Source organism: Bacillota bacterium (assembly GCA_013178415.1).
Lineage (GTDB): Bacteria > Bacillota > SHA-98 > Ch115 > Ch115 > Ch115.
Genome location: JABLXA010000017.1, coordinates 67895 through 93184 on the forward strand (window position 1 = coordinate 67895; position 25290 = coordinate 93184).

Sequence of the window (25290 nt, forward strand, 5' to 3'; positions counted from 1 at the left end):
GCCCAACTTCCGCACTCAGAGCACTGGAACCCTTACGGTACCTATGTTCTTTGTCAAATTACGTCACTATCTTACGACCATGTCTTCACCGGCTTGATCATCCGGGGCGATATGCCTAGCGCCTCATAGATAGCAAGATGCTCAGGATCCGGTTTGGCAGCCTTCCTAATCCGCAACTGCGACCATCTGAGGTCGGCAATACCACTGTCACAATCTGATGGTTGGAAAGCGTCTCCCGCACGGTTGCCCAGCTCGTGTAATGCCCTCTGTCTTGTAGCGTCTTCTCTATGGCAACGAGCAGGTGATATGCAAGCACGCACAAGAAGATGTGAGTCTCTACCCGGTTTTTCAACTGATGAAAGATCGGTCTCTCAGCAAGGGGGCTCTTCATGGCCCGAAATGCTGACTCTGCCCGTGTCAGGAGAGAATACACACGCCAGATCTCTTCAGCGTCTATGTCCTTGCGATCTGTCCTAAGTAGATATCCACCATCCAGGCTCTCCGCAATCGCCTTCTTCTCCTTGTTCTCTTCCCAATATACTTTCCCATCTTCTAATCCGATCGTGTAATACCTAGCGACTCGTGGATAGCGCTCCTTCAGCCTTCCGATCCTCTCGTAGATCTTGTCCTCCGCCTTCAGCTTGCCGGCCTCAACCCTCTTTGCCAGCTTCCCCAGATCAATAAGAAGCCGAGCCTCGTGTTTCTCCCGAATGGCACGATCCTTCGCCGCCCGCTCCTCGCTTAAACAAAGCACATATGTATCCCCGCATTCCCCTTCCTTTACACGCACCTTCGTCTTCTTTTGAGCCGGATTGTTTGGAGAAGGCTCCCGTACCACCTCACGCCAGCCATCAGTCTCAAATTCGTCCAACCATTTATTCCTCTCCGATTGACGCGTTGCAACAATGTAGTGATATCCAGCGCCCCGGATGGCTTCCAAGTCCTCTTCATAAGCCATGCCCCGATCAACGACCACTGTCGCGCCTTCCTTTTTCCCAACCCGTGCCTCAAGAACCTCTAACATTGGGGTTACCGTCTTTTCATCCTTTTCATTTCCTTTGAACACTTCATGGGCTATAGGAAATCCATCCCGGTTTACCACCAATCCTACAACCACCTGCTTGCAGTCAGGACGCTTGTCGCGGGAATAACCCCGCAGCGCCATTGGGTTTCCTTCGCATTTTCCTTCAAAATAGGTTGAAGTGAGATCATATAGGTAGATGGTTGTATCCAGATTGAATAGGTCCCTCTCTTTCTCTACTAAACCCTTCTCGATCTCACCCCGGCGTGGCCAGAGCTGATCGAGATTGCGGTAAAGCGTATCATCATTCAGCTGAGAGAGGTCAACCCCGAGAAGATCCTGAAGAGCGGTGCGGTTGACCCAATCAGGCATGGCATGTTCTGAGGCAGGCGATATCAATCGGTTGAGCGTCATCACCCGCGTCAAGAGACGCTCCCTCTCTGATAACCCTGCCCTCTGTAGCACATCATCAATCTCAAGCCGATTCCAGAATTCGTTACCCACATGCACTGTCCCGGCTTCCCGCCCTTGTTCCACCTCTATGCGATCAGGGTATACAGAGATAGGCCCATCCTCTACTTGCTTAGGATGCTGCGCTTTTGGCCGGCGCTCTCTGACTTTAGCCACAATGTCAGCTACCAGAGGATCAGTAGGGGCCATGTCAATTGAAAGCTGCCCCAGCAACGCCTGCTCCACCTGCCGAGCGAGTGCAAGCCATTCCTTGGCAGGTCGCGGCTTCAGGTTACCCAAAGAACAGATGACCTTCTGTCTGGGTCCCTTCGGAGTCATCACAGACTCTACAAGGAGGTAATTTTCGTATGTCTTGCCGTTTTTGGCATGTCGAGTTGTTTTACGTATATACATGCCACTATCATATCATGTATCTAAGAATTGTCAAGCGAAAATCGTATCACTTGTCGTCACTATTTTGAGCTTATGCAGATGGACAATGTGTCTAGCTGGGCTTTTGCCTTACTCGACACCCCAAAATGATCGAAAAATAGGCCTGGGTTGCGGAAGTTGGGCTAGGCATCAACTGAACAGATCGCATGAGCTCCTCATGGGCGGGGTTGAGGGCCTTCCCAACCAAAAAGGTGACTTTGTCTGCTTTCAAAAGCTCTCCTGCGAGGAGGGTAGCCCCGTCCCGAGATTCCCTCAGCGGCCCGCCGGCCATTGTGTTTTCTAGCTTCTCAATACACTTGTTAAGGGTCAGAATTCCTTCTGTTACCATATCTACCCCTTCGATGCTGGCAATCGGAGGAACACTTGGATCCTCATATTCCAAACTGGTCCTCAATGGCCGATTCATCTCCCTGGCCACCATATTGGCTGTAGCTCCCCCGCAGATGATCCTCTTGGCATCTCGAGCTCCCAATAACTTGGAGACGACAGCATGATCCAATCTTGCGTCTTCGGGCGGTCCCGTTAACAAGATAATGACCCTTGGAGTCCTCGCCTTTGCTATCACAACAGTTGAATCATCCCCCAGCGTGGACAGGTAGCACGCGTCCACCAGGTCCATAACCTTTTCAGCTATTTTTGCAGCATCTTCCTGAATCAGGTCCCTACTGATGATGTTATCCGCCAATCCCTCGTCGCCAATGCCGAGTTTGAATAGGCCTCCCCCAACGCCTGCATTTGTTATCCCATCGCTGGCAAGGATCAGGAGATCTCCTGGCTTCACCTGGAAGAAGGCTTCAGCGACGTCTTTCCCAGCTATTTGCCTGGTCCTTCCTTCTACCGGCGCAACCCTGTTGTTGCTCAGCAGGATCAACGGAGGGTTATCATACTCTATCAAATGGGCACTGCCATCCTCCGACACCCGCAATACAGATAGGGTTGAATATGCAATGCCCCTGACTTTGCAGACCGGCAAGGTATCAGCTATCGTCTCAAACACCTGATCTAGTCCGATCTTCCTCTGCAATAAGCGGGAGGCGATTCTAGTCGTGAGAATTGATAGGATACTGGCTTTGATACCACTACCCATGCCATCGGATAAAATCACTGTCGTGGCGTCAGCCGTCTTTATCACTTCGGTTGAATCACCGCACACCTCTTCCCCCTGCTTAGACAGGCTGGCTACACTTACGTCAAGTTTTATGCTCATCCTGTCTTCCCCTCGCTTCTTTCCATTATCTCTATAAGCTCTAAAAGTGTCGCCTTTGTGTCTGCAGTGCTTTCACCTAGCAGCCCAGCGATCTCCTGGGCGATCCTCATCTGCTCTCTGATGACCTTTGACGCGCGGGTAAGAGCTTCACGGCGCATATTGGCCAGCTCTTGCTCTTGCGCCTCCTCGGAGGAGATGTCGGTAATCACCCCTATCACCACCCCATATTTGGGCAAGGGATATAACATCTGACGCGTTACCAGGCCATACTGCTCGTACTGTTTGCGCAGATTGACCATGATCTTCTGCTCATCCCAGACTTTCTTGAAATCTGTGGGGTCGATAAAGGCGCTGAGATGCTTGCCCTTTGGCGGTATCTTTTTCCGGTTGAACATCCTGTTTGCCGCCTGATTGAATTCTTGTATCACCATATCTTTATCAACCACAATAATGGCGTTTAGACTTGTATCTACGACGATGTTAGACAGAGATTCGGCCTTTTCTCGCATATGGGTGACGCACATCTCCGGTTCCGCCAACCCCCGATATACAGCTATCGCCTTTTCCCTGCATGTCGAATAGCCACAGCCGCCGCAGTTCTTTTCGTCTTCGGGAGAAAACTTGCCTGTTAGCGCCAGTATTTTGCGTATTTCTTCCTCTGTAGGCATAGCCTCATCGAGGGGTGTCGCAGAATGCTCTCTTGACAGGCTGACCTGCGGGATCATATGCACCTCTTGGGCTTTCGCCGCTGAATCAATCTCTCTGGAGAACTTGAGAAGCCGTTTTTGTCTAGCGGATATCCCGAGATTATTAGCCATCGCGGGGCCACCGATACATCCACCAGCACATCCAAAAGCCTCAACAAATCGAGGGGACAGATGCCCCTCCTCCATGTCCTTAAATGTCTCCATACACTCCTCGACTCCGCTGATGACTGGCATGTCATCATAAGGTATCCCCTCTAGACCCGAAGCTTTCAAAATCCCGTATCTGAGCGGGTAGGTCCTGGCATGCGTTGAAATCCTATCGGGATATACATCTTCCAGCGTCTCCGGGGCGATTCCGTTCAGTGAGAAATATCCCAGTAACTCCTCAAACGTAATTACCGCATCGAGCGCATCCTCAGCGTCACCCAACCCGGGCTCCGCTTTTTTGGCGAAACATGGCCCCACGAAGACTACCCTTACGTCTTCTCCTCTTTCTTTCTTTATCATCCGGGCATGGGCCGCCATCGGAGACATAAGACGCGCCAGGGAACCCACAAGACGTGGGAAATACTTTTCTATGAGGTTGACTACTACCGGACAGCAGCTCGTTATGATGGTGGAATTTCCTTGAGAGTTGAAAAGCCTGGCGTATTGCTCTGCGATAGCCTCGGCAGCTACGGCGGTCTCTTCTATGCGATCGACTCCCAACTGGCGTAAGGCGGCGGTGAACTTCCATGGAGTGGAATACTCTGTAGCCGCTAGATAGGAAGGGGCCAGGCTCACAATGACCTTTTCGCCCGCCTTCAGGAAGTCGTCGAGCTTCGATATCTGGGAAACAGTGCTTTTTGCCTTCTGTGGGCAGACATTCACACACCGCCCGCAGAAAAGACAGTTTTCCTCCACCACATGCGCCTGTGAATCTTTGATGGCAATAGCCTTGACTGGGCAATGACGCACGCACTTATAGCAATCCCGGCATTTTGCCTCACTCGTTACAATCGTGCTCATGCTTTTCGGCCTCCAACATCTTATCGTGGAACAATTCCGCGATATTATCTTTGTTGACGCCTGTAACGATCTCATCACCAAACTTGACTACGACGCCCTCAGTGCACCGCCCTTGACAAAAGCAGGCCTCCAGCTCTATCTCCGCATCTTTTCCGCTTTCATGGATGAGGTCTTGCAGGATCTTTATTATCCCTCTCGACCCTTTAACATGGCAGCCGCTCCCTATACAAACGGTGATTATCATGGTTTGCGCCTCCTGTCTCCCCATTTATGTCCCATTTTCCGCGGCCCTGAGAGGATATAACCGGTTGGGCAAGTTATTATCGTTAGTTGAGTAACAATGTTTGTTAAAAATATAACGATCTTCGGCAACAGTATATATCTTTGATATCGTTCTTGTAAAGAGGGGAAAATGTGTTTTTGCCTGCGTCGAGATATGCCAGCGCGGGAACGTCTCTGAGCTCGATGGGCGACGTTGTTTTCACATTTAAGTGCACAGGTGAGAACGGTATCTCTAAAGCCGGCATTGGTTCTGTGTGTGGAGCTTTAGCCATGGGAGGATGTCAGATGGGATTGGACGGGGAAGAGGGCCTAAGCCCTCCTCCCCGCCGCCTTGCGTTTGTTAGCCGCATCGCTTACCATTAGATCACCGATCAAGCTCGAACTCGGCTATCTGTCGGGTATGGATATCTAGCTTCGAAGTCATAGCAATGTCCAGGTATATTGAGGTCACGCTCTCTGTGTACACCCTTCATATCGCGCGCATCTTCTAAAATCGAGCTTGTGTATCCATGGAAGGATCAGTCGTACAATAAGGGCTTGATCTGGAGGGAATCGATGTTGGTCTTATCATACCAGTAGAATCCAGTATCGATGACTTTTGGCAGCTTCTGTCCCTTTATGGCCATAACAGCAGCCTTAACAGCCTCATAGCCAATGCCAATAGGGTTCTGAGTTATCGCGCCGGCCATTAATCCTGAACGAATGGCAGCCATTTGCTGCTTACCCGAGTCATAGCCTATGACGACAATCTTGCCTTTCATGTTCATTTCGGCCACAGCGTTGATCACACCGATGGCGGAACCCTCATTGGCTCCAAAAAAGCCCTTGAGGTTTGGATGGGCCATGATAATTGCCTTCGCGAGGTCAGTAGATTTAAGATGGTCGCCGCCGCCATATTGTACATCAACGATCTTGATCCTAGGATATTTCTGTTTGATGCGGTTAACAAAGCCATCACGGCGGTCAATTCCGGTACGGCTGGTCTGGTCGTGCACGATGACAGCAACCTCGCCCTCATAACCGATAAGCTCCGCCATTTTATCAGCGGCAAGAGCGGCAGCAGCAACATTGTTTGTAGCGGCAGTCGTGACTGGGATATCGCTGTCTACGCCGGAGTCAAAGCCAATAACAGGGATGCCGGCAGCCTTAGCCTGCTCAAGCAACGGAATAACCGCCTTGCTGTCCAGCGCGGCCAAGGCGATAGCCTTGGGGTGTTTGCTGAGAGCAGCCTGAAGCATATCAATCTGCTTATCAACCTGAGATTCACTTTCAGGGCCTTCGAATGTGATCTCAACATCAAATTCTTTAGCAGCCTTTTCAGCGCCCAATTTGACTGCCTGCCAGAATTGATGCTGAAACCCCTTGGAGATAAGAGGGATATAGATCTTCTCTTTAGCCTGGCCAAGACCGCTGAAAAGTCCTATGAAAAATAGCAAACTCAGCATTACAGCAAGAACTACCCTTGCCTTACGCACACAAGATCCCTCCTTGATAATCTTACCTTACTCGCATTTTGGGGCAAGTCTGACGGTCTGGTGCATCCCTACGAGGAAGCCCATAGATCTTCCCTCTTCTCGCTCGAAATTCGCTATTCCCTTCACCTCCTGCATTATATTCCCCTTTCCTTATGCCTCTCGCATAATATGAGAGCCAGCCCAAGTGATACAGAGGGTCTCAGATGATGTCTACCTCTGGCGCCGGCGAATGATGTCTGCATATACTGCCGCTATAACGATAACGCCGATAACGACCGTTTGCCACTCCTGGGGGATCGAGAGGATACGGAGGCCATTTGTTAACACGCTCATGATGAATGCGCCGATTACCGTCCCCAATATGGTACCCTCCCCCCCGCTAAGGGATGTGCCACCGATAACAACTGCTGCAATGGCTTCCAATTCGTAGCCTTGACCTAGAGCCGGCTGTGCCGAATTTAGACGAGAGGCCATCATGACACCAGCTAGGCCACTGAACATTCCACCGATCGTGTAGACAATGATCTTCCAGGCATCGACATTGATACCTGAAAGGCGGGCCGCTTCTTCGTTGCTACCGAGGGCGAAAGTATATCTTCCTATCACTGTCTTAGTTAGCATGAAACCCGCGATCAGGGCCGCCCCGAAGAAGATCAGCACAGCATTAGGGATACTCAGGAATGAGCCCATGGAAATCTTGCGGAAGACAGGTGTGTCTATAAAATAGATGGGTTTTGTGCCGGAAATCACGAGGGAAAGCCCCTTCGCGATCATCATCATACCCAGCGTAGCTATAAACGGCGGGATCTTCACCTTGGCTGTCAGCGAACCACTGATAAATCCACATAGGGCTCCTGAGGCAATTCCACCTATTACCCCTATGATAACAGGTAATCTCCAGAACGTGATAAAAACGCCAGTCATAACTGCCGCGAAGGTCATAACAGTGCCCACAGACAAATCGATGCCACCGGTGATTATCACAAATGTAACCCCTACCGCTAATACGCCATTTACGGCGGTGGCAAGCAAGATACCGATTATGTTGTTGAACTTCGCGAAGTTTGGTGAAGCAAGCGAAAAGACGAGGAACATCACGATCAGGCTTGCGAAGGCAAGGAGTTTTTGCGTGGCATCGGAACGGAATAAAGACTTTCTGGGCACGCGCTTATCCCTTATGACCGCAAGTCTGCCTTCCATATCTTAGACCCCCAATATTGGCCCTTCCGGGATCAGCGGATATCGAGCGCCATTTTCGCGCATTGTAGCATACTGCATGATACGTTCCTCTGTAGCCTCTGAAGCGCCAAATTCACCAGTTATTCGGCCTTCACACATTACGATGATACGATGGCTCATGCGCAAGATCTCGGGCAACTCCGAGGAAATCATGATGATGGATTTCCCGCTTGCCGCCAGGTCATTAAGGAGCTTATAGATCTCGTTCTTCGCGCCCACGTCAAGACCGCGGGTAGGCTCATCGAATATCAAAATATCGCAATTTCGAATCAGCCACTTAGCAATAACTACTTTTTGCTGGTTGCCTCCGGAAAGATATTTGACCTTCTGTTGCAGACTTGGTGTCTTGATATTGAGTTCATCTACATGCGCTTGCGCCTCGGTCCGGATCTTGGCCCTATTCACGTACCCAAGGAAACCCAGAAACCTCTCGAGTGTGGCTATCACGATATTGGTTTCTACATCTATACCTAGCATCAGTCCATAGCGTTTACGGTCTTCGGATAGATAACCTATGCCATGCCTAACAGCATCCCTGGGGCTCTTGATATCGATCTTCCGACCTCTCACGTAGACTTCGCCAGAATCGATAGGATCTGCGCCGAAAACCGCACGAGCCACCTCTGTGCGCCCAGCACCCATAAGTCCAGCGAAACCGAGGATCTCGCCTTTCCTGAGTCTAAAGCTTACGTCCTTGATCACACGGCCCCGATTCAGGTTCCTTACCTCAAGTACAACTTCCTGGCCGCCGCTTTCCAAGTCTGCGCGGGACGTCGCATAGATCTCACGCCCCACCATCATGCTGATGATCTTATCAATGGTGGCATCTTGAGTATTGACCGTACCTATATACCGACCATCGCGCATTACAGTGACGCGATCAGAGATCTGTTTCAGTTCCTCCAATCGATGGGAGATATAGATAATTCCTACGCCTTGGTCACGGAGCCGGCGGATGATCCGAAAGAGCTCTTGCGTTTCCGCTTCACTTAGAGCTGATGTAGGCTCATCCATGATGAGCACTTCTGAATTATACGATAAGGCCTTGGCAATCTCGACCATCTGCTGTTTGGCGACTGTAAGATCCGAAACCCTGGTTCGCGGGTCTAGTTCAAGGTGCATCATATCAAGCAGCTGTCTGGCCTTTTGATTGAGCTTCTTTTCATCTAAGAGAAACCCGATGCCCCTACGCGGCTCTCGGCCAATGAAGATATTCTGCGCTACAGTCAAGTGCGGCATAAGGTTCAATTCCTGATGGATCATGCTGATGCCTAATTCTTGTGCCGCCCTCGGGTTTGGGATCTCAACCTCCCTCCCTTTGAAAAGAATACGCCCTCCGTCTTTCTGATAAGCGCCGGTGAGCACCTTCATGAGCGTAGTTTTACCGGCGCCATTTTCGCCGACCAATGCATGCACCTCGCCAGCGCGGAGCTCAAACTGACATTGGTTGAGAGCATGCACACCCGGGAAGGTTTTTTCTATTCCCTCCATCAAGATTAGAACTTCGCCCATCTGTTATCTCCCCAAACTCGTCATATGCCATTTCAGACAGGTCCGCAACGCTCTATTCTCATCTATGCATACAGGGCATACAGGCTGGTACCCTCTGCTTTTTTAATCCGCAGCGCATAGGGGAGTCAAAGGTAATATTCAAAATTGACTATACTTTAGATAATCTGAATCTCTATTTAGACTAATACACCATCTAACCGGGAATTCCTCCTTAGACGAAGGGGGCCTCAAGCCTCCTCCCCACTGCCCTGCGGCTACCAGACGCATCGCTTATCATCATATTGACCTGCTGCTACATTTTCATATCTTTTGGCCGCTCTGGGAGTCAGCCAAACTACGAGATTCGGCATGAGCTTCTTCGTTGGTCTTGGCAACAAGGCTGATGTGGACTTCTCCGAATTCATGGCGTATGCAGGCAAGAAAGAGGCTGGAGCAATAAGAGCAAGGACATGGGAAGACTTCCTTGACAGCGCCTTAGCCCTAGGTCATATGCCGCCGCTTCGCAGCGAAAATATCGTGATGGTCACAAATGGTGGAGGCTCAGGACTCCTTGCATCAGATGAATTTGAGAGAAGGGGTATTCCGCTTCGTGAACTCAAGGACATTTCACCTGAACTCTCCTCAGGGATTAAGGCATATTATAAGTCCCTGAATAAAGCCGTAGTATCGGAATTTCAGGGTGGAGCTGAATGCGACGATGCCATCAAGAAATTGCGGGATGCAGGTATACCAGCGTATCCAACACCTGAGAGGGCTGTTACGGCTCTGGTAGCGCTGAGAGAATATGCGAAAATAAAGGAAGAATTCCGCGCTAAATAATGACTGCGCTTATGTCAATTTCATCCTAAAGGTGTCAATGCGCGGCATTCAAAAAGCACCCTCATGCTGCTGCGACAGCGTCGCCAAAGGGATGAAAATGGTAGTGGTTCGTTTTTGGGGCACTATGGGGCGGTCTGCTCAATCGCGAGCAGGCTGCTCCTGGCTGCCCCTGCAGTCGATCTCGCCCTCATTGTCTACTTGCCTCTGTTTTCTCTGTGATGCGGGATGATGCTCACCCCAAGAACGGCCGAATGCCTCCGCTGTTTCCATAAGTACGCTCCCGAATAACTGCTTAAGAGTAAGCACAGGGGTAAATCCGGCGCATGCGGCAGCAAGTTGGCGATCCTCAGTGATCAAAGGAACGCCATATTTCATGCTGAGCATCACATAGACGGCATCATACACGGTAAGGCCTATCTTGCGAGATAATGCTCCAAGAATAGGGATGCTACCGGGAGGCAGGTCAATACATTGTATCGGGCACGCATCTAATGCCTCAAGATCGCGAAAGAAATCAGCATCCTGTTCAGGAGACCATCGAAGGACATTCGTCACCTCATACCAGAACAGAGAGGGCGCGATAAGTCGCCTGTAACCTTTATACGCCTCGATGAGAAGTCGCGTCGCGAGCTCCGATCCATCTTCATCTAGAAACCATTTTACCCCTATACAGGCGTCAATGACATAGACCGGCGCAATTGATGATCTCACCGGGAAAGCGCCGATTTCATCAGGAATGCTTTCCTTTGGGTCCATAGACGGAAGTCCGATATCCGCATCCGAATCACCTGCCGGCCCCGCCAAATAGCCTTTGCTCACTGCCTTTCCCGCCACCTTCGTATCTCCGCAATTCCGTCGAACCCTTTAAGCCTTTTCGCGGCCCCTCGAGCCACTTCAAGAGCTTCCTCAAAGGTAATGGACACAGGAATCGATTCAACTACAGGGAATCCTATTCCCCGGTGCCCAGGCTCATCATTCATGGCTCGCGAGATGATGCGACGCAACATGGCGCTGCGGGAAAGGCCTTCTGCCTGAGCCATATCATCGAGAGCGGCCAGGTCTTCTCTAGAAAGCATCACGTTTACCCGGACCAAATCCTTCTCTTGCGACATGGGAATTGCGGTAGGAACGCCAGGCCTTGACCTGACGAAATATACCGCCCACCTCCTTTTATGTATGGAATTGGTTCGCGCTTCTCCTGGCATCATATTTCCAAGTATGCATTTATTATACAATACCCCATTGAAGTGTGTCAATAAGAACACACTCTAATGTGTAATAGAATGTACCGGCGAATTCGGCACGACTCTGCCGCGGCGACAATGAAGCAAAATATGAATCCGAATCTGCAGGAGATTCTATGTATCATATCGTATATTGTAATTCATCACAGGAGTGAGGCCGGATTCCGACATATCGAGATATCGAGGTGTAATTATGGATCGCAAATCAGTTCCCATCCATGACTTCGTCACTCGTCCCTACCATTTATTCGATCAGCAGTGGCTGCTGCTAACCAGCGGCGATTTCCACAAGGGCCATTTCAACGCCATGACCATATCATGGGGCGCTATCGGGTTCATGTGGGACAGGCCACTCATTGTTACTGTCGTGCGTCCTACCCGTTACACCTACGAATTTATCAACCGTTATGATACATTCACCGTGTGCGCTTTTCCAGAATCTTGCCGTGACGCGCTTGCTCTGCTCGGCAGTAAATCAGGCCGGGACGGCGATAAAATAACCGAATCAGGATTGACACCTGTCGCCTCGCAGATAGTGGCCGCGCCTAGCTTCGCGGAGGCGGAACTTGTGGTGGAATGCCGCAAAATATACTGGCAAGATATAGATCCAGGCAATTTTCTAGACCCGTCAATAGAAAAGTCTTACCCTCAGCAGGATTATCACCGCGCCTATTTTGGCGAGGTAGTGGGGATTTTCAAAGCCTAGGGCGCAGCCGCGTCGCCGCGCCCTTTATGGAGGGGCGGCGAAAATACCATCAAGGGGTATTCTCGCCGCCCGTTATCACCTATGCCGCCGGGAAATCCCGCTGGCCATACTGGTTTAGGTAATAGCTTCTCATAAAATCGATGTCTTCCTGAGATAGGGATTTTAACCCCCCCACCAATCCGCCGAGCACTGTCATCTGGGCTGCCTTCTCTACTATAAGGCAGATCTTAAGTGCTTCCGCCAGCGAGGAGGCGAACCCCACGACGCCATGATTGGCGAGGAGAACCGCGTTGCGTCCCTCCGCCGCTTCCAGGGCATACCTGCCGAGTTCGGGCGTCCCCGGGAGGGCGTATGATGCGACCTTCACCCCTCCCCCGACTATCTGAACCAATTCTTCAACGACGGGCGGAATTCCCCGATGCGCACACGCCAGGATGGTTGCCCAGGTACTATGTGTATGGACTACCGCCCTCGCCTCCGGCCTGCCCTTATAGACAGCTAAGTGGAGAGGAACTTCTGTAGAGGGCTTCCTTTTGCCATCAACCACATTCCCTTCCAGGTCTATTATCACGATATCTTCCTGCATTATCTCGTCGTAAGGTATTCCGCTCGGAGTGATTGCTACATAACCCGAATCTGCTACCCTGGCACTCAGGTTGCCCCATGTGCCTATCACAAGATTGGACCCGAGCATTACCTTGCCTGCTTTTACTACTTGATTACGTACCTCCTGGATATCTGCTGAAACACCTGACAAATCAATTCCCCCTCGCAAGTCAGCGGGTTATCCCCTCAGCTGTCACCATTCCGTGAATCAATGGGGTCGGCGAAACCGGTTCCTTACTGATGCTAAATGAGCTCTTGATTTGATCCACTGCCCTTTCTGCCTTTCCCCTGTCATTGGCGTGAACTACTGCTATAGGTTCGCCGCTTGCCACCCGGTCGCCCATCTTTTTCAATAGAACGACTCCTACCGAATAGTCGATGGCATCCTCTTTCTTCTCGCGACCCGCCCCCAACATCATAGAAGCCCTACCGATCTCTTCAGCATCGATAGCCTTCACAAAGCCAGATCTATCGCTGGTGACGGGTACCTTGAGCGCGGCATCTGGAAGCATCTCTGGATTGTCAGCCACGGTCGGATTCGCTCCCTGGGCCTCGAGAAGCTCTCTGAGTTTATCAAGCGCCCTGCCGCTTGTTACCGCTTCTTTGATCTTTGCTCTCCCATCCTCGAAATCCGCTGTCTTGCCCGCCAGGGTAAGCATATGGCCTCCCAGCGTTACGCATAACTCGTAGAAATCACCCGGCCCCTCACCTTTCAGCGTTGCGATTGCTTCTTTGACTTCTAGCGCATTGCCAACGGCATATCCAAGCGGTTGCGACATATCAGTGATCACAGCTACAACCTTACGGCCCACCTCGGTTCCTATGGCCACCATGGTGGATGCCAGGTTGAATGCGTCATCAAGCGATTTCATGAACGAACCTTTCCCTGTCTTGACGTCAAGGACAATGGCATCAGCCCCAGAGGCGATCTTCTTTGACATGATGCTAGCTGCGATCAAGGGGACGCTGTCGATAGTCGCCGTCACATCCCGCAAAGCATAGATCTTCTTATCCGCGGGAGCCAGATTACCAGTCTGGCCGGATAGTGCGATGCCAATCCTGTTGACATTAGCAACGAATTGTTCCATGCTCAATGCAACATTGAACCCGGGTATTGACTCTAGTTTATCTATGGTCCCACCAGCAAAGCCCAGAGCCCGCCCTGACATCTTGGCGACTGGGGCTCCGCATGCCGCCACCATGGGCCCAAGCGCAATAGTCGTCTTGTCTCCCACGCCGCCTGTGCTGTGCTTATCCACCTTGATACCCTTGATGGCGCTGAGATCGATCTGATCGCCGGATTTTGCCATGCACAATGTGAGTTCAGATGTCTCCTTTGGAGACATGCCGCGGATGAAAACTGCCATAAGAAAAGCCGCCATCTGATAATCAGGAATATCGCCTGCTACAAATCCATTGACGATGAACTTGATCTCATCACCGGACAACTCATGCCCATCCCGTTTCTTAGCGATGATATCATATGCCCTCATTCATCTCAGCCCCTTCTCGCCCCTGTGCCCTGGGGCGTCTCTTATATTTTACTTGTCCTTGGACTGCCTTTCGAAAGCCGCCTTGATGGAGATCTCAAATGGGGGGCGGAGGATTCCAACCTCAGTTATGATCCCATCAAGATATCTATGCGGGGTCACGTCGAAAGCAGGATTGAATACCTTGATCCCATCAGGTGCCACCTGTACCCCTCCGAAATGCGTCACTTCCTCTGGATTTCTTTCCTCAATGGGAATTTCCTCTCCTGTCTTTATGGACGGATCAATTGTTGAAAGCGGGGCAGCCGTAAAGACTGGAATGCCATTTTCTTTCGCCAGGACTGCCACGCTATAAGACCCGATTTTGTTGGCTGTATCTCCGTTGGCTGCGATCCTATCAGCCCCGAATATGACGAGATCCACGTATCCCTTGTGCAAGACATAGCCAGCCATATTATCCGTTATCAAAGTGACCGGGATACCATCTTGCATGAGTTCCCAGGCAGTAAGCCGTGCCCCCTGCAGTAGCGGTCTGGTCTCATCTGCAAACACCTGAATATCTTTCCCTGCCTCATGCGCTGCGCGCACCACGCCCAGGACCGTGCCATAACCTGCTGTGGCAAGTGCCCCGGCATTGCAATGTGTCAGGATACGCGCGCCCTGAGGCACAATTTCATTTCCATTGCGGCCTATTTTCCTGTTAGTCTCCAGATCTTCCTCGTGAATCTTCTGAGCTTCCTCTAGAAGACTCTTTCTTATTATTCCAATATCAGAGGTGCTGCAGTTCTCTAGCTTATTCTTCATGCGCCGCAGCGCCCAGAAAAGGTTCACAGCCGTGGGTCTGGTCGCGCCCAGGGTCTCAGATACTTCTTCCATGTGGCTCAGGAAACCCGCCCTGTCTGTGCCCCTATATTCGTTTGCCCCCAGCACGATCCCGTATGCAGCCGCGACTCCGATGGCCGGCGCGCCGCGCACCACCAATTTCTTTATAGCGCTTGCCAGCGTCTGATGATCTTTACAATGAACATATTCAACAGATAATGGCAATTTAGTTTGATCAAGAAGAATGAGCGTATCATTCTCCCATCTTATAGCCTCCATCTAGCTCTAACCTCCCAAAATCTATACGGAAAACAATCCGCTGTCGATTTCTATCTTTCTCCGGCGCCATCCAGGAGCCGGTATGGTAGATTGCGGGCAAATTCAACGTCAATCTAATCCTCTTCATATGGCTTGTTTATGGCGGAAGGCGCCCTGGACTTTCCCACAACTCCGGCCAGCGCGATTATGGTAACCAGATAGGGGACCATCTGGATAAACTGCACGGGCAAGGAAGCCATCTGCAGTCGCATCTGTAAGGCATCGGCAAAACCGAAGAAGATGGCGGCAGCCAGAACGCCCAGCGGTTTCCATTTGCCGAGGATAAGCGCGGCCAGGGCGATGTAACCGCGACCCGCAGTCATGTCCCTCCTGAATGTGTCGACCAACCCGATTGAGAGGTAAGCTCCGGCAAGCCCCGCCAGCAAGCCGCTTATTATCACCCCTATATATCTCAACCTGTTTACCCGAATACCAGCCGTCGCAACCGCTTCTGGCAATTCCCCTGCAGCCCTTATCCGCAGGCCAAATGCCGTATGGTAGACCACCCACCGGGCCATGAACGGAAGAACAAGCGCCAGGTAGACTACCCAAAGCTGCCCATTCAGCACCGGGCCGATTACTGGTATTTTGGAAAGAAGGGGTACATTCACGGCGGAAATCCTGACACTGACCGCCTTTGAGTTTCCTACTGAGCCGAATACAAGGGCCAGCAGATATTGCGTAATGCCGGACGCAAAGATATTGATGGCGATGCCGGTCACAATTTGATCCGCCTTGTATCGAACGCTAAATAGAGCATGAACGCCAGCCATAAGTCCACCGGCGACAATTGCGGCGAGAATCCCTAGCGACACGTTTTGAGTCAAGTAGGTTATCACCGAACCGGCGAATGCCCCACACAACATCATGCCCTCGATCCCCAGGTTGGTAACCCCAGATAATTCGGAAAACATCGCCCCAGTAGAAGCAAGGATGAGGGGGGTTGCCATCCGCAGGGTCGCGGCAAAAAGGTAGACACTTTGGACCCCTTCAAACATGTTCTGGTTCTCCTCTTTTCGTCAATGATTTATGCTCCATGAGCTTGTGGAGGCCAAAGTCAGCCGTCACCATAAAGATAATGGTAGCCTGCAATATGGTGATCAGGTCCACCGGGATATTGGTAGCCAGATTCATCTGGAAACCGCCACTATTTAGAGCGCCAAAGAGGAGTGCGGCTGCAACGACTCCCAAAGGATGGGTGCGGCCCAATAGAGCTACCGCGATACCCTCAAAACCATAGCCAGGTGAAAATGCATTGTAGAAAGAGCCGTAAACGCCCAGAACCCTTTCAATGCCTGCGAGGGCCGCCAGGGCTCCACTCAACCCCATTGCCGCCACTATAATACGGTCTATTCTAATTCCGCCATATCGAGCAGCGTTGGGATTCTTGCCAACCGCCCTTATCCTATAGCCCAAAATAGTATGCCATAGCAGAACATAAACAGCCAGAGTTGTAAGTAGCGCTAGGATTAGACCGTAGTTCAGGCGCGAATATGGAACCAGGGTTCCCAGCCTGGCTGTAGTTAACACGTCAGGGGTCTTGGGCGTACCTCCGGGCGCTTTCCAGGGTCCAACGACCAGGTAATTGGTCAATGAATAGGAAATGTAATTCATCATGATAGTAGTCACGACTTCATGTGCCCCGAATTTCGCCTTGAGCAACCCCGGGATTAATCCCCACACACCTCCGCCAAGCATTCCGGCCAGAATTGCGAGGGGCAAGTGCAGAAAACCCGGCAGTCCATGAATAGAGAATCCAACCCAGGCCGCCATGATCCCGCCCACATAAAGCTGGCCCTCTGCCCCGATATTGAAGACTCCGGCCCGCATCGCTAGACTGACAGCTAACCCTGTAAAGATCAAGGGAGATGAATACATCAGTGTGTCCGCGATTTTTCTAGAATTTCCGAAGGCTCCTTTCAGGAGCGCTCCATATCCTGTGAGGGGACTTACCCCGGCCACCATCATAAGTAGCGATCCCAGCAATGCTGCCAGCAATACGGCTATCAAGGTGGGGGCAATCGCCAACACCTTTTCTTCTTTTTCCGACATCCAGGACACTCCTTCATCAAGCCCCTGCTTCCGCGTCAGCTCGAATTTCTGGATCAACCCTTGCGCCTGTCATATAGAGCCCGAGGATATTCTGATCCACCTGATCTGAGCCGAACTCGGCCACTATTTTCCCTTCATACATTACCTCAATACAATCTGCCAGACTTGTTATTTCATCTAGATCAGCTGAGACAAGCAGGATAGCCTTGCCGCTATCCCTCATCTTCAGGATCTGCCGATGAATGAACTCTATTGCGCCGACATCAACGCCTCGTGTTGGCTGGGAGATGATCAAAAGACACGGATCGCAGCTCAACTCTCGCGAGAGCACGATCTTTTGCTGATTCCCGCCAGATAACGTGCTGACCGGTATTGAAATCGATGATGCGCGCACATCAAATGTTGATGTGAGTCTTTTTGCCATTTCATCGATGGACGCCAGGTCAAGGAACGGCCCGCGGTGATATTTGCGATCCCCTTCAAAGCCTAAGAGCACATTCTCTGATATGCTAAAATCAAGTATCAGCCCGTGCTTGTGCCGGTCCTCTGGAACGAATGCAACCCCGGCTTTTCGAATCTGGTCCGGTCCTAACCGCGTTGTTTCACGGCCATTCAGTCTGATATTTCCTCTAACCGGGCGCCGCATCCCGGCGATGGCTTCAAACAATTCGGTCTGCCCGTTTCCTTCTACGCCCGCAATGCCGACAATCTCCCCGGCTCGGACCTTCAAAGAGATCCCTTTCACCGCCGGCAGGCCGCGGTCATTTTGCACATATAGATTATTTATGTCTAGCACCACCGGACCCGGTGACGCAGGTTTCTTTTCGAGAGTGAGTATGACCCTGCGTCCCACCATCATTTCCGCCAGCTCTTCCGTGCCTGTCTCATCCTTCTTGACGGTGGCGATCACTCGACCTTTTCTCATGACAGTGATGCGATCACACAAGGCCATCACTTCCTTAAGCTTATGGGTAATGAAGATGATGGTCTTGCCTGCTTCCTTTAGGGTGCGTACGATCTCGAAAAAGCCCTCTGTCTCCTGCGGAGTCAGCACAGCAGTAGGTTCATCAAAGATAAGTATGTCGCCCCCTCTGTAGAGGACCTTGATGATCTCTACCCTCTGCTGCATCCCGGCGCTTATGTCCTCGACCTTTGCGTCTAGGTCGACAGAAAGGGAATATTCTTCTGAGATGCGACGGATCTCACCGCTCGCAGATCCCAAATCCAGTTTCAAGCCCTTCACAGGCTCCTTCCCCAGGACGATATTCTCCAAAACCGTGAGGGTGGGCACCAGCATGAAATGCTGGTGTACCATCCCAATACCAGCGTGCATGGCCTGAATTGGACTATGAAACCTCACCGGCTTCCCCCTCAGGAAGATCTCACCATCATCAGGTGAGAGCAGGCCGTACAGGATCTTCATGAGAGTCGTCTTGCCAGCGCCATTTTCACCTATAAGGGCATGGATCTCGCCTTGCTCCACAGAGAAGGTCACATGATCATTTGCCACAACCGGACCAAACCGTTTCGTTATATCCTGAACTTCTAATATCGGCGTCAAAGCCCTCGCTCCCCTGCTCTATTGTTCCATGGGATCTGTGACCTTGATATCTCCATCAATGATCTTCTGGCGTATTTCTGCCAGTTTGTCTTTCACTTCCTGGGGAACCTTGTCGGCTGTGTATTCGAAGTCCGCCAGCCCGACTCCGTTCTCAGCGAGGCCATATATATTGATGCCTGCTTTGAAATTGCCCTCTGAGTATGCCTTGATGGTATCATACACTGCCACATCCACCTTTTTCATCATGCTGGTCAAGACGATTCCCGGGGCGACGCTGTTCTGATTTACATCCTCGCCTATCATCCATGTTTTAGTCTCCTTGGCTCCCTCTATCACGCCCAGGCCAGTAGGTCCAGCGGCATGGAACAGCACATCCGCGCCATGCTGGACCTGAGCCAGCGCCAATTCCTTACCGGCCGCAGGATTGTTAAATGCAGATGGATCGGTGCCAGCGTAATTTGTAATTACCGTCACGTTAGGATTTACATACTGAGCCCCTTCTTTATATCCCACTTCAAAGCGCTCGATCAAAGGCATCTTGAGAGCTCCAACAAAGCCTATCTTATTGCTCTTAGTCATCATGCCAGCCAGGGCGCCAGCCAGGAATGAACCTTCATGTTCCTTGAATGCAATAGAAGCTACATTAGGTAGATCCACAGGAACATCCACCATCACAAACTTGCTGTTAGGAAACTCTTTGGCTACTTTTTCCAATGATTCTTTCATCATAAAGCCAATTCCTATGGTTAGATCATAGTTATTCTCGGCTAGATACCGCAGGCTTTCCTCATCTGAAGCCATTTGTTTGGGCTCGATGATCTTTATTTCGGCCCCGAGTTCTTTCTCCGCCCGCTCAACAGCGGCTATTGCCATATCATTGAATCCGTTGTCGCCCCTGCCTCCCACAGACAGAACCAATCCGATCCTTAGCTTATGATCTTGCTCACCGGCTACCGGACCGCCAGGTTTCCTATTCCCCTGATAGACGACGGCCGAAATAGCTGCAAGCACTACGACAATTAAAGCAACCACTATCCAACGCTTACCCATTTTGTCTCCTCCCCTTCAAAAGTCCCTTGATCGGATTTGCCAGATCAAGACGCAAAATCCAGATGAACACTTGAGCTGAGCAGTTGATGACGTCTCATTTCTATGGTGCAATGATTACCTTGACTCCAACTTCCTGTAACCTCTCTACCTCCTCCTCTGGCGCGCCCGCTGTGGTGATCAAAACATCGATTCTTTCGATAGGGCAGACCTGCATGAAGGCTACCCGACCAAATTTGCTTGGGTCTACCAGCGCGATCACCTGCTGCGCTATATCCATCATGGCCTTCTTCATCTCTGTTTCTTCCGGAGAAGCATCAGTAAGGCCGTTTTCACAAGAGAACGCATTTGCAGAGATAAATGCCTTGTTCACCCGATAAGCGAGAAGTGATTTGACAGCTGCAGGCCCCACCAGGGACATGGCCCTCGACCTGATATTACCGCCGGTCAAATGGGTAGACACTCCGGTCCGCCTCCCTAGCTCCAGGGCAATCATGAGATTGTTAGTTACAACGGTAAGACCGGAAAATCCCTTTAATCTTTTGGCAAGTTCCAGGGCGCTGGTGCTAGCATCCAGGGCAATAGCTTCATGGTTCTGAATCAACTCCGTCGCCGCAGCTGCCATTTTGATCTTTTCGCTCAGGTTTTCTATTTTGCGTATCTCCAATGGCAGGTCAATTATCGTGCCATCACACGCCACGGCTCCGCCATGGACACGTGTAAGCTGTCCTGATTCCTCCAGGGCCTTCAGGTCTCGTCGTATGGTCATTTCGGACAAGCCAAGGGTTTTGCTGAGGGAACTGACCTCCACCCTTCCTGTGGTCCTCAGGATTTCTATGATGCGCTCATGGCGCTCCACCGTACGCATGAAACCTCCCCCGCTGTTCTGTGACATTTCAGTTTCTGTCTTATTCAAACAGTTTTTCGAGGAAACGCTGTTCTGTTTATGTTCTAATATATTCTTTTTGAACATTTATCTGCTTCGACGTATCCTTCCGAAATCCTGCTAGTATAGGCCCGTTGGTGAGGAAGAATTTCAACCTGAGATAGGAAACTCTGGAGCAGGCGGGCGGACATAGAAGAAATGGTCGATTATAGAAGGGAATCTTGAAAGGAATATCCCGACTCCTGGCGAAATATTTTTGGGTATTATCGTGAGGGACAGGCCTATATGGCGCTACTGGCCCTACAGATGCCTGTGCACCGAGAAAGAGGAGTGACGAGAGATGTTGAAGCTTTTTTCCCGCGATCCCCTCAAGAAGTATGATGATATGTTCAAGACATCGCTCAAGATTGGACAGAGTGTCGAGACTGCGCTCCGCCAGGCCGTAGACGCGGCTCACGCGGACGGCAAATTCGGAAGTAAGAAAGAGGCGTTAGACGCGATCGTCGAGCGAGCGAAAGGACTAGTTGACCCTGACCGCCTCCCAGAGCTTCAGAAGCAGCATAAGCGGCTCAGGGAGTTGATGTAACCCGCGCGGCATGGCCCGGAGATCCAGTGCGACCTGCGCGACAATGTCGGAAGATCTAGCGTGGCCCGCGCGACATGAATGGCCGACAAAATACCTTGAATGGTGAGATTGCGGAATGGACTATGCCATACCCTTGGTCAATCTCACCATTCCCGCCTGTGCAATCCATACCTCAGCATCTCCACATATTCCACCATCTCATTCAGAGCTTCTGAAAGGCCGGTCAATCCCTTACATGAGTTGGTTAGCCAATCTAGCATAACGGGCCTCTATCTCAGCTTTTATGTCTTCCGGGACATCCTCAGTTGAAGACGGCCGGGCCCACAGATCGGGACTGCTTAACAGCGCCATCTACTCCATTCACTCAGCGCCAATTGAGAGCATCTCTAGGTTAGCTTTACATAATAACGGCATTTGTCACCTCTGACAATGCCTTTGCATACCTCTACGGGGCGTCCTGATTCGCTGTAAGCAATCCTATGAAGAAGCAGCGCCGGTGATCCTTCCTTGACTCCTAACATCTCAGACTCATAATCGTCAACGCACACTGGCTCAAAATATTCCTCGGCCCTGACAGGCCGGATCCCATATATCTTTTCCATCAGGTCATAGAGCGAGTTTTTTTCCAACGCCTCAAGCGTCAGACCCGGGAACAGGTCCGCTGGCAACCATGAAGTCTCAAGAATCACTGGCTCGCTTTTGACCAATCTCAGCCTCTGAATCTCAAACACATTAGCGCCTTCACTCAATTGGAGCTGAGTTCTTATTTTGGCATTGGGCGCCACTTCCTTGAGGTGCAGCACTTCAGTCCCGGGATTCAGCCCTTTCGTCTCCATGTCCTTGCTGAAGCTATAAAACCGCTCCAGACCTTGCTCTATTTTAGGAGAATTTACAAATGTTCCCTTACCTTGCTTCCGATAGAATAGCCCTTCTCTCGTCAGATCCTCGATGGCGCGCCGGGCGGTGGCCCTGCTTACACCATACTCCATGGCAAGGCGCGGCTCTGAAGGGATCAACTGATGAGGCCTCCATTCCCCGGATTCAACCTTTTCTCTGAGAATTTCTTTCAGCTGATGGTATAATGGTATGATGCTGCTGGGGTCAATCATAATAACACCTTCAGTTACTAAATATGGTGAAATCCATTCGTAAACCAGGCAACTCGTCAGTCGGTCTCATATATCTTCACACCTTGAACTACTCTGCTGATAACGCCATCCTCACTCGGGTTATCCGGCCTAAGTCCCAGGTTGATAGAGGCAAACAATCCCAGAAGCTGACCGAAGACCACATATCCCAGACCTTGGACACTGTCCGTGATATCTGGGGTCTGCAAATCTATCACTATATCACAGACCTGAGATAACCGCTCGGACCAGTTCTCGCCGCACAGCGCCACCCTCCTGCCACCCAAACCCTTCATCTTGATCTCTGACATAAGATCCAGTTGATAATTCCTCAGATACGAACTGTTTGAAGTCAAATAGACCACGAGGGTCTCGTCGTCTATCACCGCCATTGGCCCATGTCGCAATCCAAGCGTAGTTTCGGCTTTGCATATGGTCTTCCCACTGCTCATCTCCTGCAGTTTGAGACTGCACTCAAGCGCAATCCCGTATAGATCTCCATCCCCAATGAATACCGCCCTTCTTAAGCCCCTTTGAGCCAAATCAGAAGCATACCCGGCCAGAATCTCAATATCCCTCTCAATTGACCTTGAGATAGTATCCAGCATGCCCGGGTACCCCTCCGGGTTGCCCGTAGCCAGATATGCAAATTGCTGAGCCGCGACCACCATACTGGAGAAAGAACTGGTCATCGCCAGCCCCTGGTCATTAGTCAGCTCAGGCAATGTCAACACCATATGCCCGCTGTCACCCTCGGCGAGCCTGGCCAGACGTCCCTTCGGATTGCAGGTAATCGTCATGGCACGCATGCCCTGCCTTGCCTTCTTACATGCCTTGTATGCCGCAACACTCTCAGGACTATCACCTGACCTTGCAAAAGACACCAAGATGATGTCCCCTAAAGGGAGAGACCAGCTTGGATCCGTGACAATATCAGTGCTGGGAACGGATCTTGTATCCACACCGAATGGGGAAAATGCCATCTTGAAAAATCGCTCGACCGCCCGTCCTGCAAATTCCGAGCTTCCTGCTCCGGAGAGGACAAAAGTTACCTTTGGACCATCTATAGCTCGGCTAACTGAGATGATATCACTCAGAAAGGCTCGTATCTCCTCCGATTTATCTTTCAGGAGCCTTGATGTCTCCATCCAAAGACCGGGCTGTTGGGCAATCTCCTTCGGAGTAAAGAGCAAACCTCTCTGGGCTTTCTCTTGAGGGGACATCGTCAATAGTGCTTGAAGCTGGCCAGTCATGTAACGCACCTCCGCCATACGCAACCCTATTCTCCCGCTATCGCATCGCATGGGCATATATACTAGTGAATATGAGGATGGAAAACACAAACTGATCATAACACTGTTGTCCGTACAACCGTTCATTAGATATGATTCTACATTTCCTGAAAAACTCCTTCTTTTACTGCAAGAGTCATAAATCTCATTCAGAATCGTATGGATACTGATTTTGGCCTTCGCTGCCTTACCATTCTTCGGGAAAATGCTACAACGAGCAAGAAACCAGCAATGGCCATCGATATCGCGTTCATGAGCATGCCAGATCTGAGGCCGAAATTATCTGCCACTATTCCCATAAGCCATGGCAGCGCCACAGCTCCAGCTGAAGCTGACCCATAGATGAAGCCGGTGACCATTCCACTTCTGGCAGGGAAGAGACCTGTGGCATAGGATGTGATAACGGGGAATATCCCGGCGCTGGCCAGGCCAAAGCCTGCTATTGCGATAAACCCCATGAACTGAGAGCGGATCCAGGCTATAGGCGTTAGCGCCGCTGCAGCACCCGTCATATATACAGTAAGGAGCAGGAGATTATCTTTCGAATCGCTCATCTTGGCGGAGATCAATCGTCCTATCACAATAGCGCCAAAAAGCGTAAATAAGGCTAGAGATCCAATCACCTGGGTGGCTCCCAGTATATCTTTGAAATACATTACCATCCAAACAGCCAGGTTGCGGTATACACCGGAATAAAAGAACATCGCTATAGTAGGTATCAGGAGATCAAATGTCCACGTCGTTGGATGATCGCTGTGAGAAGAAAGAGAATTCCCCTGAGCGGCACCACCTATTCCCTGGCCGGGTTTCTCTTGCACCCGGCATCGAAAGAAGACGACGGTAACGCCAAACACCAGGGAAGCTAAGGCAAGAAGCGAGAACCGCCAACTCATTCCCTTCGCGAGGGCAAAAGCTATGAGCACAGGGAAGATGGCAGCCCCAAGACCATAGGCTGCATGGAGCAGGCTCAAATATTTCCCCTTTTCCCGGCCTCCGCCTTCGACTAAAACTGCATTTGTCATGGGATCGATGAATCCAAAAGCAATGCCCAAGACAGCTATACTGACCACAAGGAGGATGTATGAAGAGGCCGCCGCCATAAATAAAGGGCAGGCGATCAGCAGTATAAGGCCTATCAGTAAGACCCTGACGGGTCCCAGATGATCCGACATAAACCCCGCCAGAAAGATTATAGGCGGACCTGTGAGGCTTTGAACGGCGCTGATCACCCCTACCTGGCTAAGGGTGAGGTTGAACCCATCGACAAGATTAGGCAATATGGTACCTATGACATTCGAAGCCGCCGCGAAAACCATCTGGATTGCATAAACCGCCCAAACAGAAGGGGGAATAGAGCCAAATCCCATCTTGATCTTCATC

Annotated in this window: 23 protein-coding genes; 3 read left to right on the top strand and 20 right to left on the bottom strand. The window is 51.0% G+C overall.

Annotation, left to right across the window (positions count from 1 at the left end; translation table 11 throughout):
• Window positions 1-115 precede the first annotated feature (115 nt).
• The 7 genes from HPY52_12850 to HPY52_12880 form a co-directional block, all read right to left on the bottom strand.
• On the bottom strand, window positions 116-1771 hold the full coding sequence (locus HPY52_12850) for an IS1634 family transposase (GenBank protein ID NPV81137.1): 1656 nt from the start codon (window positions 1769-1771) through the stop codon (window positions 116-118).
• Window positions 1772-1976: 205 nt separating this feature from the next.
• Window positions 1977-3131: a SpoIIE family protein phosphatase gene (locus tag HPY52_12855; protein NPV81138.1), complete on the bottom strand. Its 1155-nt coding sequence runs from the start codon at window positions 3129-3131 to the stop codon at window positions 1977-1979.
• Entirely contained in the window at window positions 3128-4846 is a 1719-nt protein-coding gene (locus HPY52_12860; GenBank protein ID NPV81139.1) for a 4Fe-4S binding protein, read from the bottom strand. The genes HPY52_12855 and HPY52_12860 overlap by 4 nt, the downstream gene beginning before the upstream one ends.
• Window positions 4824-5090 (bottom strand): (2Fe-2S) ferredoxin domain-containing protein, encoded by a 267-nt coding sequence (locus HPY52_12865; protein ID NPV81140.1) that lies wholly within the window; start codon window positions 5088-5090, stop codon window positions 4824-4826. Before HPY52_12865 ends, HPY52_12860 begins: the two co-directional genes overlap by 23 nt.
• A gap of 556 nt (window positions 5091-5646) precedes the next feature.
• Complete coding sequence (locus tag HPY52_12870; protein ID NPV81141.1) at window positions 5647-6573, bottom strand: ABC transporter substrate-binding protein; 927 nt, start codon at window positions 6571-6573, stop codon at window positions 5647-5649.
• A gap of 240 nt (window positions 6574-6813) precedes the next feature.
• Window positions 6814-7803 (bottom strand): ABC transporter permease, encoded by a 990-nt coding sequence (locus HPY52_12875; GenBank protein NPV81142.1) that lies wholly within the window; start codon window positions 7801-7803, stop codon window positions 6814-6816.
• A gap of 3 nt (window positions 7804-7806) precedes the next feature.
• Window positions 7807-9354: a sugar ABC transporter ATP-binding protein gene (locus tag HPY52_12880; protein NPV81143.1), complete on the bottom strand. Its 1548-nt coding sequence runs from the start codon at window positions 9352-9354 to the stop codon at window positions 7807-7809.
• Between the two features lie 348 nt (window positions 9355-9702).
• Between HPY52_12880 and HPY52_12885 the strand changes: the two genes are divergently transcribed.
• On the top strand, window positions 9703-10173 hold the full coding sequence (locus HPY52_12885; protein ID NPV81144.1) for a hypothetical protein: 471 nt from the start codon (window positions 9703-9705) through the stop codon (window positions 10171-10173).
• A 138-nt stretch (window positions 10174-10311) separates the two neighbouring features.
• Here HPY52_12885 and HPY52_12890 read toward each other — a convergent pair whose 3' ends face one another.
• Window positions 10312-11007 (bottom strand): type II toxin-antitoxin system VapC family toxin, encoded by a 696-nt coding sequence (locus HPY52_12890; protein NPV81145.1) that lies wholly within the window; start codon window positions 11005-11007, stop codon window positions 10312-10314.
• On the bottom strand, window positions 10989-11381 hold the full coding sequence (locus tag HPY52_12895; protein ID NPV81146.1) for a CopG family transcriptional regulator: 393 nt from the start codon (window positions 11379-11381) through the stop codon (window positions 10989-10991). Before HPY52_12895 ends, HPY52_12890 begins: the two co-directional genes overlap by 19 nt.
• 229 nt (window positions 11382-11610) lie before the next feature.
• Here HPY52_12895 and HPY52_12900 point away from each other — a divergent pair, with 229 nt between their 5' ends.
• On the top strand, window positions 11611-12123 hold the full coding sequence (locus HPY52_12900) for a flavin reductase family protein (GenBank protein ID NPV81147.1): 513 nt from the start codon (window positions 11611-11613) through the stop codon (window positions 12121-12123).
• Window positions 12124-12202: 79 nt separating this feature from the next.
• On the opposite strand, the gene HPY52_12905 is transcribed toward HPY52_12900, so the two are convergent.
• The 8 genes from HPY52_12905 to HPY52_12940 all read right to left on the bottom strand — a co-directional run bounded on the left by HPY52_12905 (window position 12203) and on the right by HPY52_12940 (window position 20887).
• Window positions 12203-12817: a class II aldolase/adducin family protein gene (locus HPY52_12905; protein NPV81148.1), complete on the bottom strand. Its 615-nt coding sequence runs from the start codon at window positions 12815-12817 to the stop codon at window positions 12203-12205.
• Window positions 12818-12899: 82 nt separating this feature from the next.
• Window positions 12900-14222, bottom strand: a complete 1323-nt coding sequence (locus HPY52_12910) for a pyrimidine-nucleoside phosphorylase (GenBank protein NPV81149.1) — start codon at window positions 14220-14222, stop codon at window positions 12900-12902.
• A 48-nt stretch (window positions 14223-14270) separates the two neighbouring features.
• Window positions 14271-15320, bottom strand: a complete 1050-nt coding sequence (gene mtnA / locus HPY52_12915; protein NPV81150.1) for an S-methyl-5-thioribose-1-phosphate isomerase — start codon at window positions 15318-15320, stop codon at window positions 14271-14273.
• 113 nt (window positions 15321-15433) lie between these two features.
• Window positions 15434-16357 carry an ABC transporter permease gene (locus HPY52_12920; protein NPV81151.1) on the bottom strand — a complete coding sequence of 308 codons (924 nt, stop codon included), beginning with the start codon at window positions 16355-16357 and terminating at the stop codon, window positions 15434-15436.
• Window positions 16350-17411: an ABC transporter permease gene (locus HPY52_12925; GenBank protein ID NPV81152.1), complete on the bottom strand. Its 1062-nt coding sequence runs from the start codon at window positions 17409-17411 to the stop codon at window positions 16350-16352. The genes HPY52_12920 and HPY52_12925 overlap by 8 nt, the downstream gene beginning before the upstream one ends.
• 16 nt (window positions 17412-17427) lie before the next feature.
• Entirely contained in the window at window positions 17428-18972 is a 1545-nt protein-coding gene (locus HPY52_12930; protein ID NPV81153.1) for an ABC transporter ATP-binding protein, read from the bottom strand.
• Between the two features lie 18 nt (window positions 18973-18990).
• Window positions 18991-20022 carry a BMP family ABC transporter substrate-binding protein gene (locus tag HPY52_12935; GenBank protein NPV81154.1) on the bottom strand — a complete coding sequence of 344 codons (1032 nt, stop codon included), beginning with the start codon at window positions 20020-20022 and terminating at the stop codon, window positions 18991-18993.
• A gap of 100 nt (window positions 20023-20122) precedes the next feature.
• Complete coding sequence (locus HPY52_12940; protein ID NPV81155.1) at window positions 20123-20887, bottom strand: DeoR/GlpR transcriptional regulator; 765 nt, start codon at window positions 20885-20887, stop codon at window positions 20123-20125.
• A gap of 358 nt (window positions 20888-21245) precedes the next feature.
• On the opposite strand from HPY52_12940, the gene HPY52_12945 reads away from it, so the two are divergent.
• Entirely contained in the window at window positions 21246-21491 is a 246-nt protein-coding gene (locus tag HPY52_12945) for a hypothetical protein (protein ID NPV81156.1), read from the top strand.
• A gap of 386 nt (window positions 21492-21877) precedes the next feature.
• On the opposite strand, the gene HPY52_12950 is transcribed toward HPY52_12945, so the two are convergent.
• The 3 genes from HPY52_12950 to HPY52_12960 form a co-directional block, all read right to left on the bottom strand.
• Window positions 21878-22600, bottom strand: a complete 723-nt coding sequence (locus HPY52_12950) for a GntR family transcriptional regulator (GenBank protein ID NPV81157.1) — start codon at window positions 22598-22600, stop codon at window positions 21878-21880.
• Window positions 22601-22656: 56 nt separating this feature from the next.
• A complete protein-coding gene (locus tag HPY52_12955) occupies window positions 22657-23889 on the bottom strand; it encodes an SIS domain-containing protein (protein ID NPV81158.1) in 1233 nt (410 codons plus the stop codon).
• A gap of 170 nt (window positions 23890-24059) precedes the next feature.
• The gene (locus HPY52_12960) at window positions 24060-25289 is read right to left on the bottom strand and encodes an MFS transporter (GenBank protein NPV81159.1); all 1230 of its coding nucleotides are present in this window, start codon (window positions 25287-25289) and stop codon (window positions 24060-24062) included.
• Between the last annotated feature and the right edge of the window lies 1 nt (window position 25290).

Bases quoted from the DNA above. Each gene is read 5' to 3' on its own strand.
- HPY52_12855 (NPV81138.1), bottom strand. From the start codon at position 3,131: ATGAGCATAAAACTTGACGTAAGTGTAGCCAGCCTGTCTAAGCAGGGG.
- HPY52_12860 (NPV81139.1), bottom strand. From the start codon at position 4,846: ATGAGCACGATTGTAACGAGTGAGGCAAAATGCCGGGATTGCTATAAG.
- HPY52_12865 (NPV81140.1), bottom strand. From the start codon at position 5,090: ATGATAATCACCGTTTGTATAGGGAGCGGCTGCCATGTTAAAGGGTCG.
- HPY52_12870 (NPV81141.1), bottom strand. From the start codon at position 6,573: ATGCTGAGTTTGCTATTTTTCATAGGACTTTTCAGCGGTCTTGGCCAG.
- HPY52_12875 (NPV81142.1), bottom strand. From the start codon at position 7,803: ATGGAAGGCAGACTTGCGGTCATAAGGGATAAGCGCGTGCCCAGAAAG.
- HPY52_12880 (NPV81143.1), bottom strand. From the start codon at position 9,354: ATGGGCGAAGTTCTAATCTTGATGGAGGGAATAGAAAAAACCTTCCCG.
- HPY52_12885 (NPV81144.1), top strand. From the start codon at position 9,703: ATGAGCTTCTTCGTTGGTCTTGGCAACAAGGCTGATGTGGACTTCTCC.
- HPY52_12895 (NPV81146.1), bottom strand. From the start codon at position 11,381: ATGATGCCAGGAGAAGCGCGAACCAATTCCATACATAAAAGGAGGTGG.
- HPY52_12900 (NPV81147.1), top strand. From the start codon at position 11,611: ATGGATCGCAAATCAGTTCCCATCCATGACTTCGTCACTCGTCCCTAC.
- HPY52_12905 (NPV81148.1), bottom strand. From the start codon at position 12,817: ATGCTCGGGTCCAATCTTGTGATAGGCACATGGGGCAACCTGAGTGCC.
- HPY52_12910 (NPV81149.1), bottom strand. From the start codon at position 14,222: ATGAGGGCATATGATATCATCGCTAAGAAACGGGATGGGCATGAGTTG.
- mtnA (NPV81150.1), bottom strand. From the start codon at position 15,320: ATGGAGGCTATAAGATGGGAGAATGATACGCTCATTCTTCTTGATCAA.
- HPY52_12920 (NPV81151.1), bottom strand. From the start codon at position 16,357: ATGTTTGAAGGGGTCCAAAGTGTCTACCTTTTTGCCGCGACCCTGCGG.
- HPY52_12925 (NPV81152.1), bottom strand. From the start codon at position 17,411: ATGTCGGAAAAAGAAGAAAAGGTGTTGGCGATTGCCCCCACCTTGATA.
- HPY52_12935 (NPV81154.1), bottom strand. From the start codon at position 20,022: ATGGGTAAGCGTTGGATAGTGGTTGCTTTAATTGTCGTAGTGCTTGCA.
- HPY52_12940 (NPV81155.1), bottom strand. From the start codon at position 20,887: ATGCGTACGGTGGAGCGCCATGAGCGCATCATAGAAATCCTGAGGACC.
- HPY52_12945 (NPV81156.1), top strand. From the start codon at position 21,246: ATGTTGAAGCTTTTTTCCCGCGATCCCCTCAAGAAGTATGATGATATG.
- HPY52_12950 (NPV81157.1), bottom strand. From the start codon at position 22,600: ATGATTGACCCCAGCAGCATCATACCATTATACCATCAGCTGAAAGAA.
- HPY52_12955 (NPV81158.1), bottom strand. From the start codon at position 23,889: ATGGCGGAGGTGCGTTACATGACTGGCCAGCTTCAAGCACTATTGACG.
- HPY52_12960 (NPV81159.1), bottom strand. From the start codon at position 25,289: ATGAAGATCAAGATGGGATTTGGCTCTATTCCCCCTTCTGTTTGGGCG.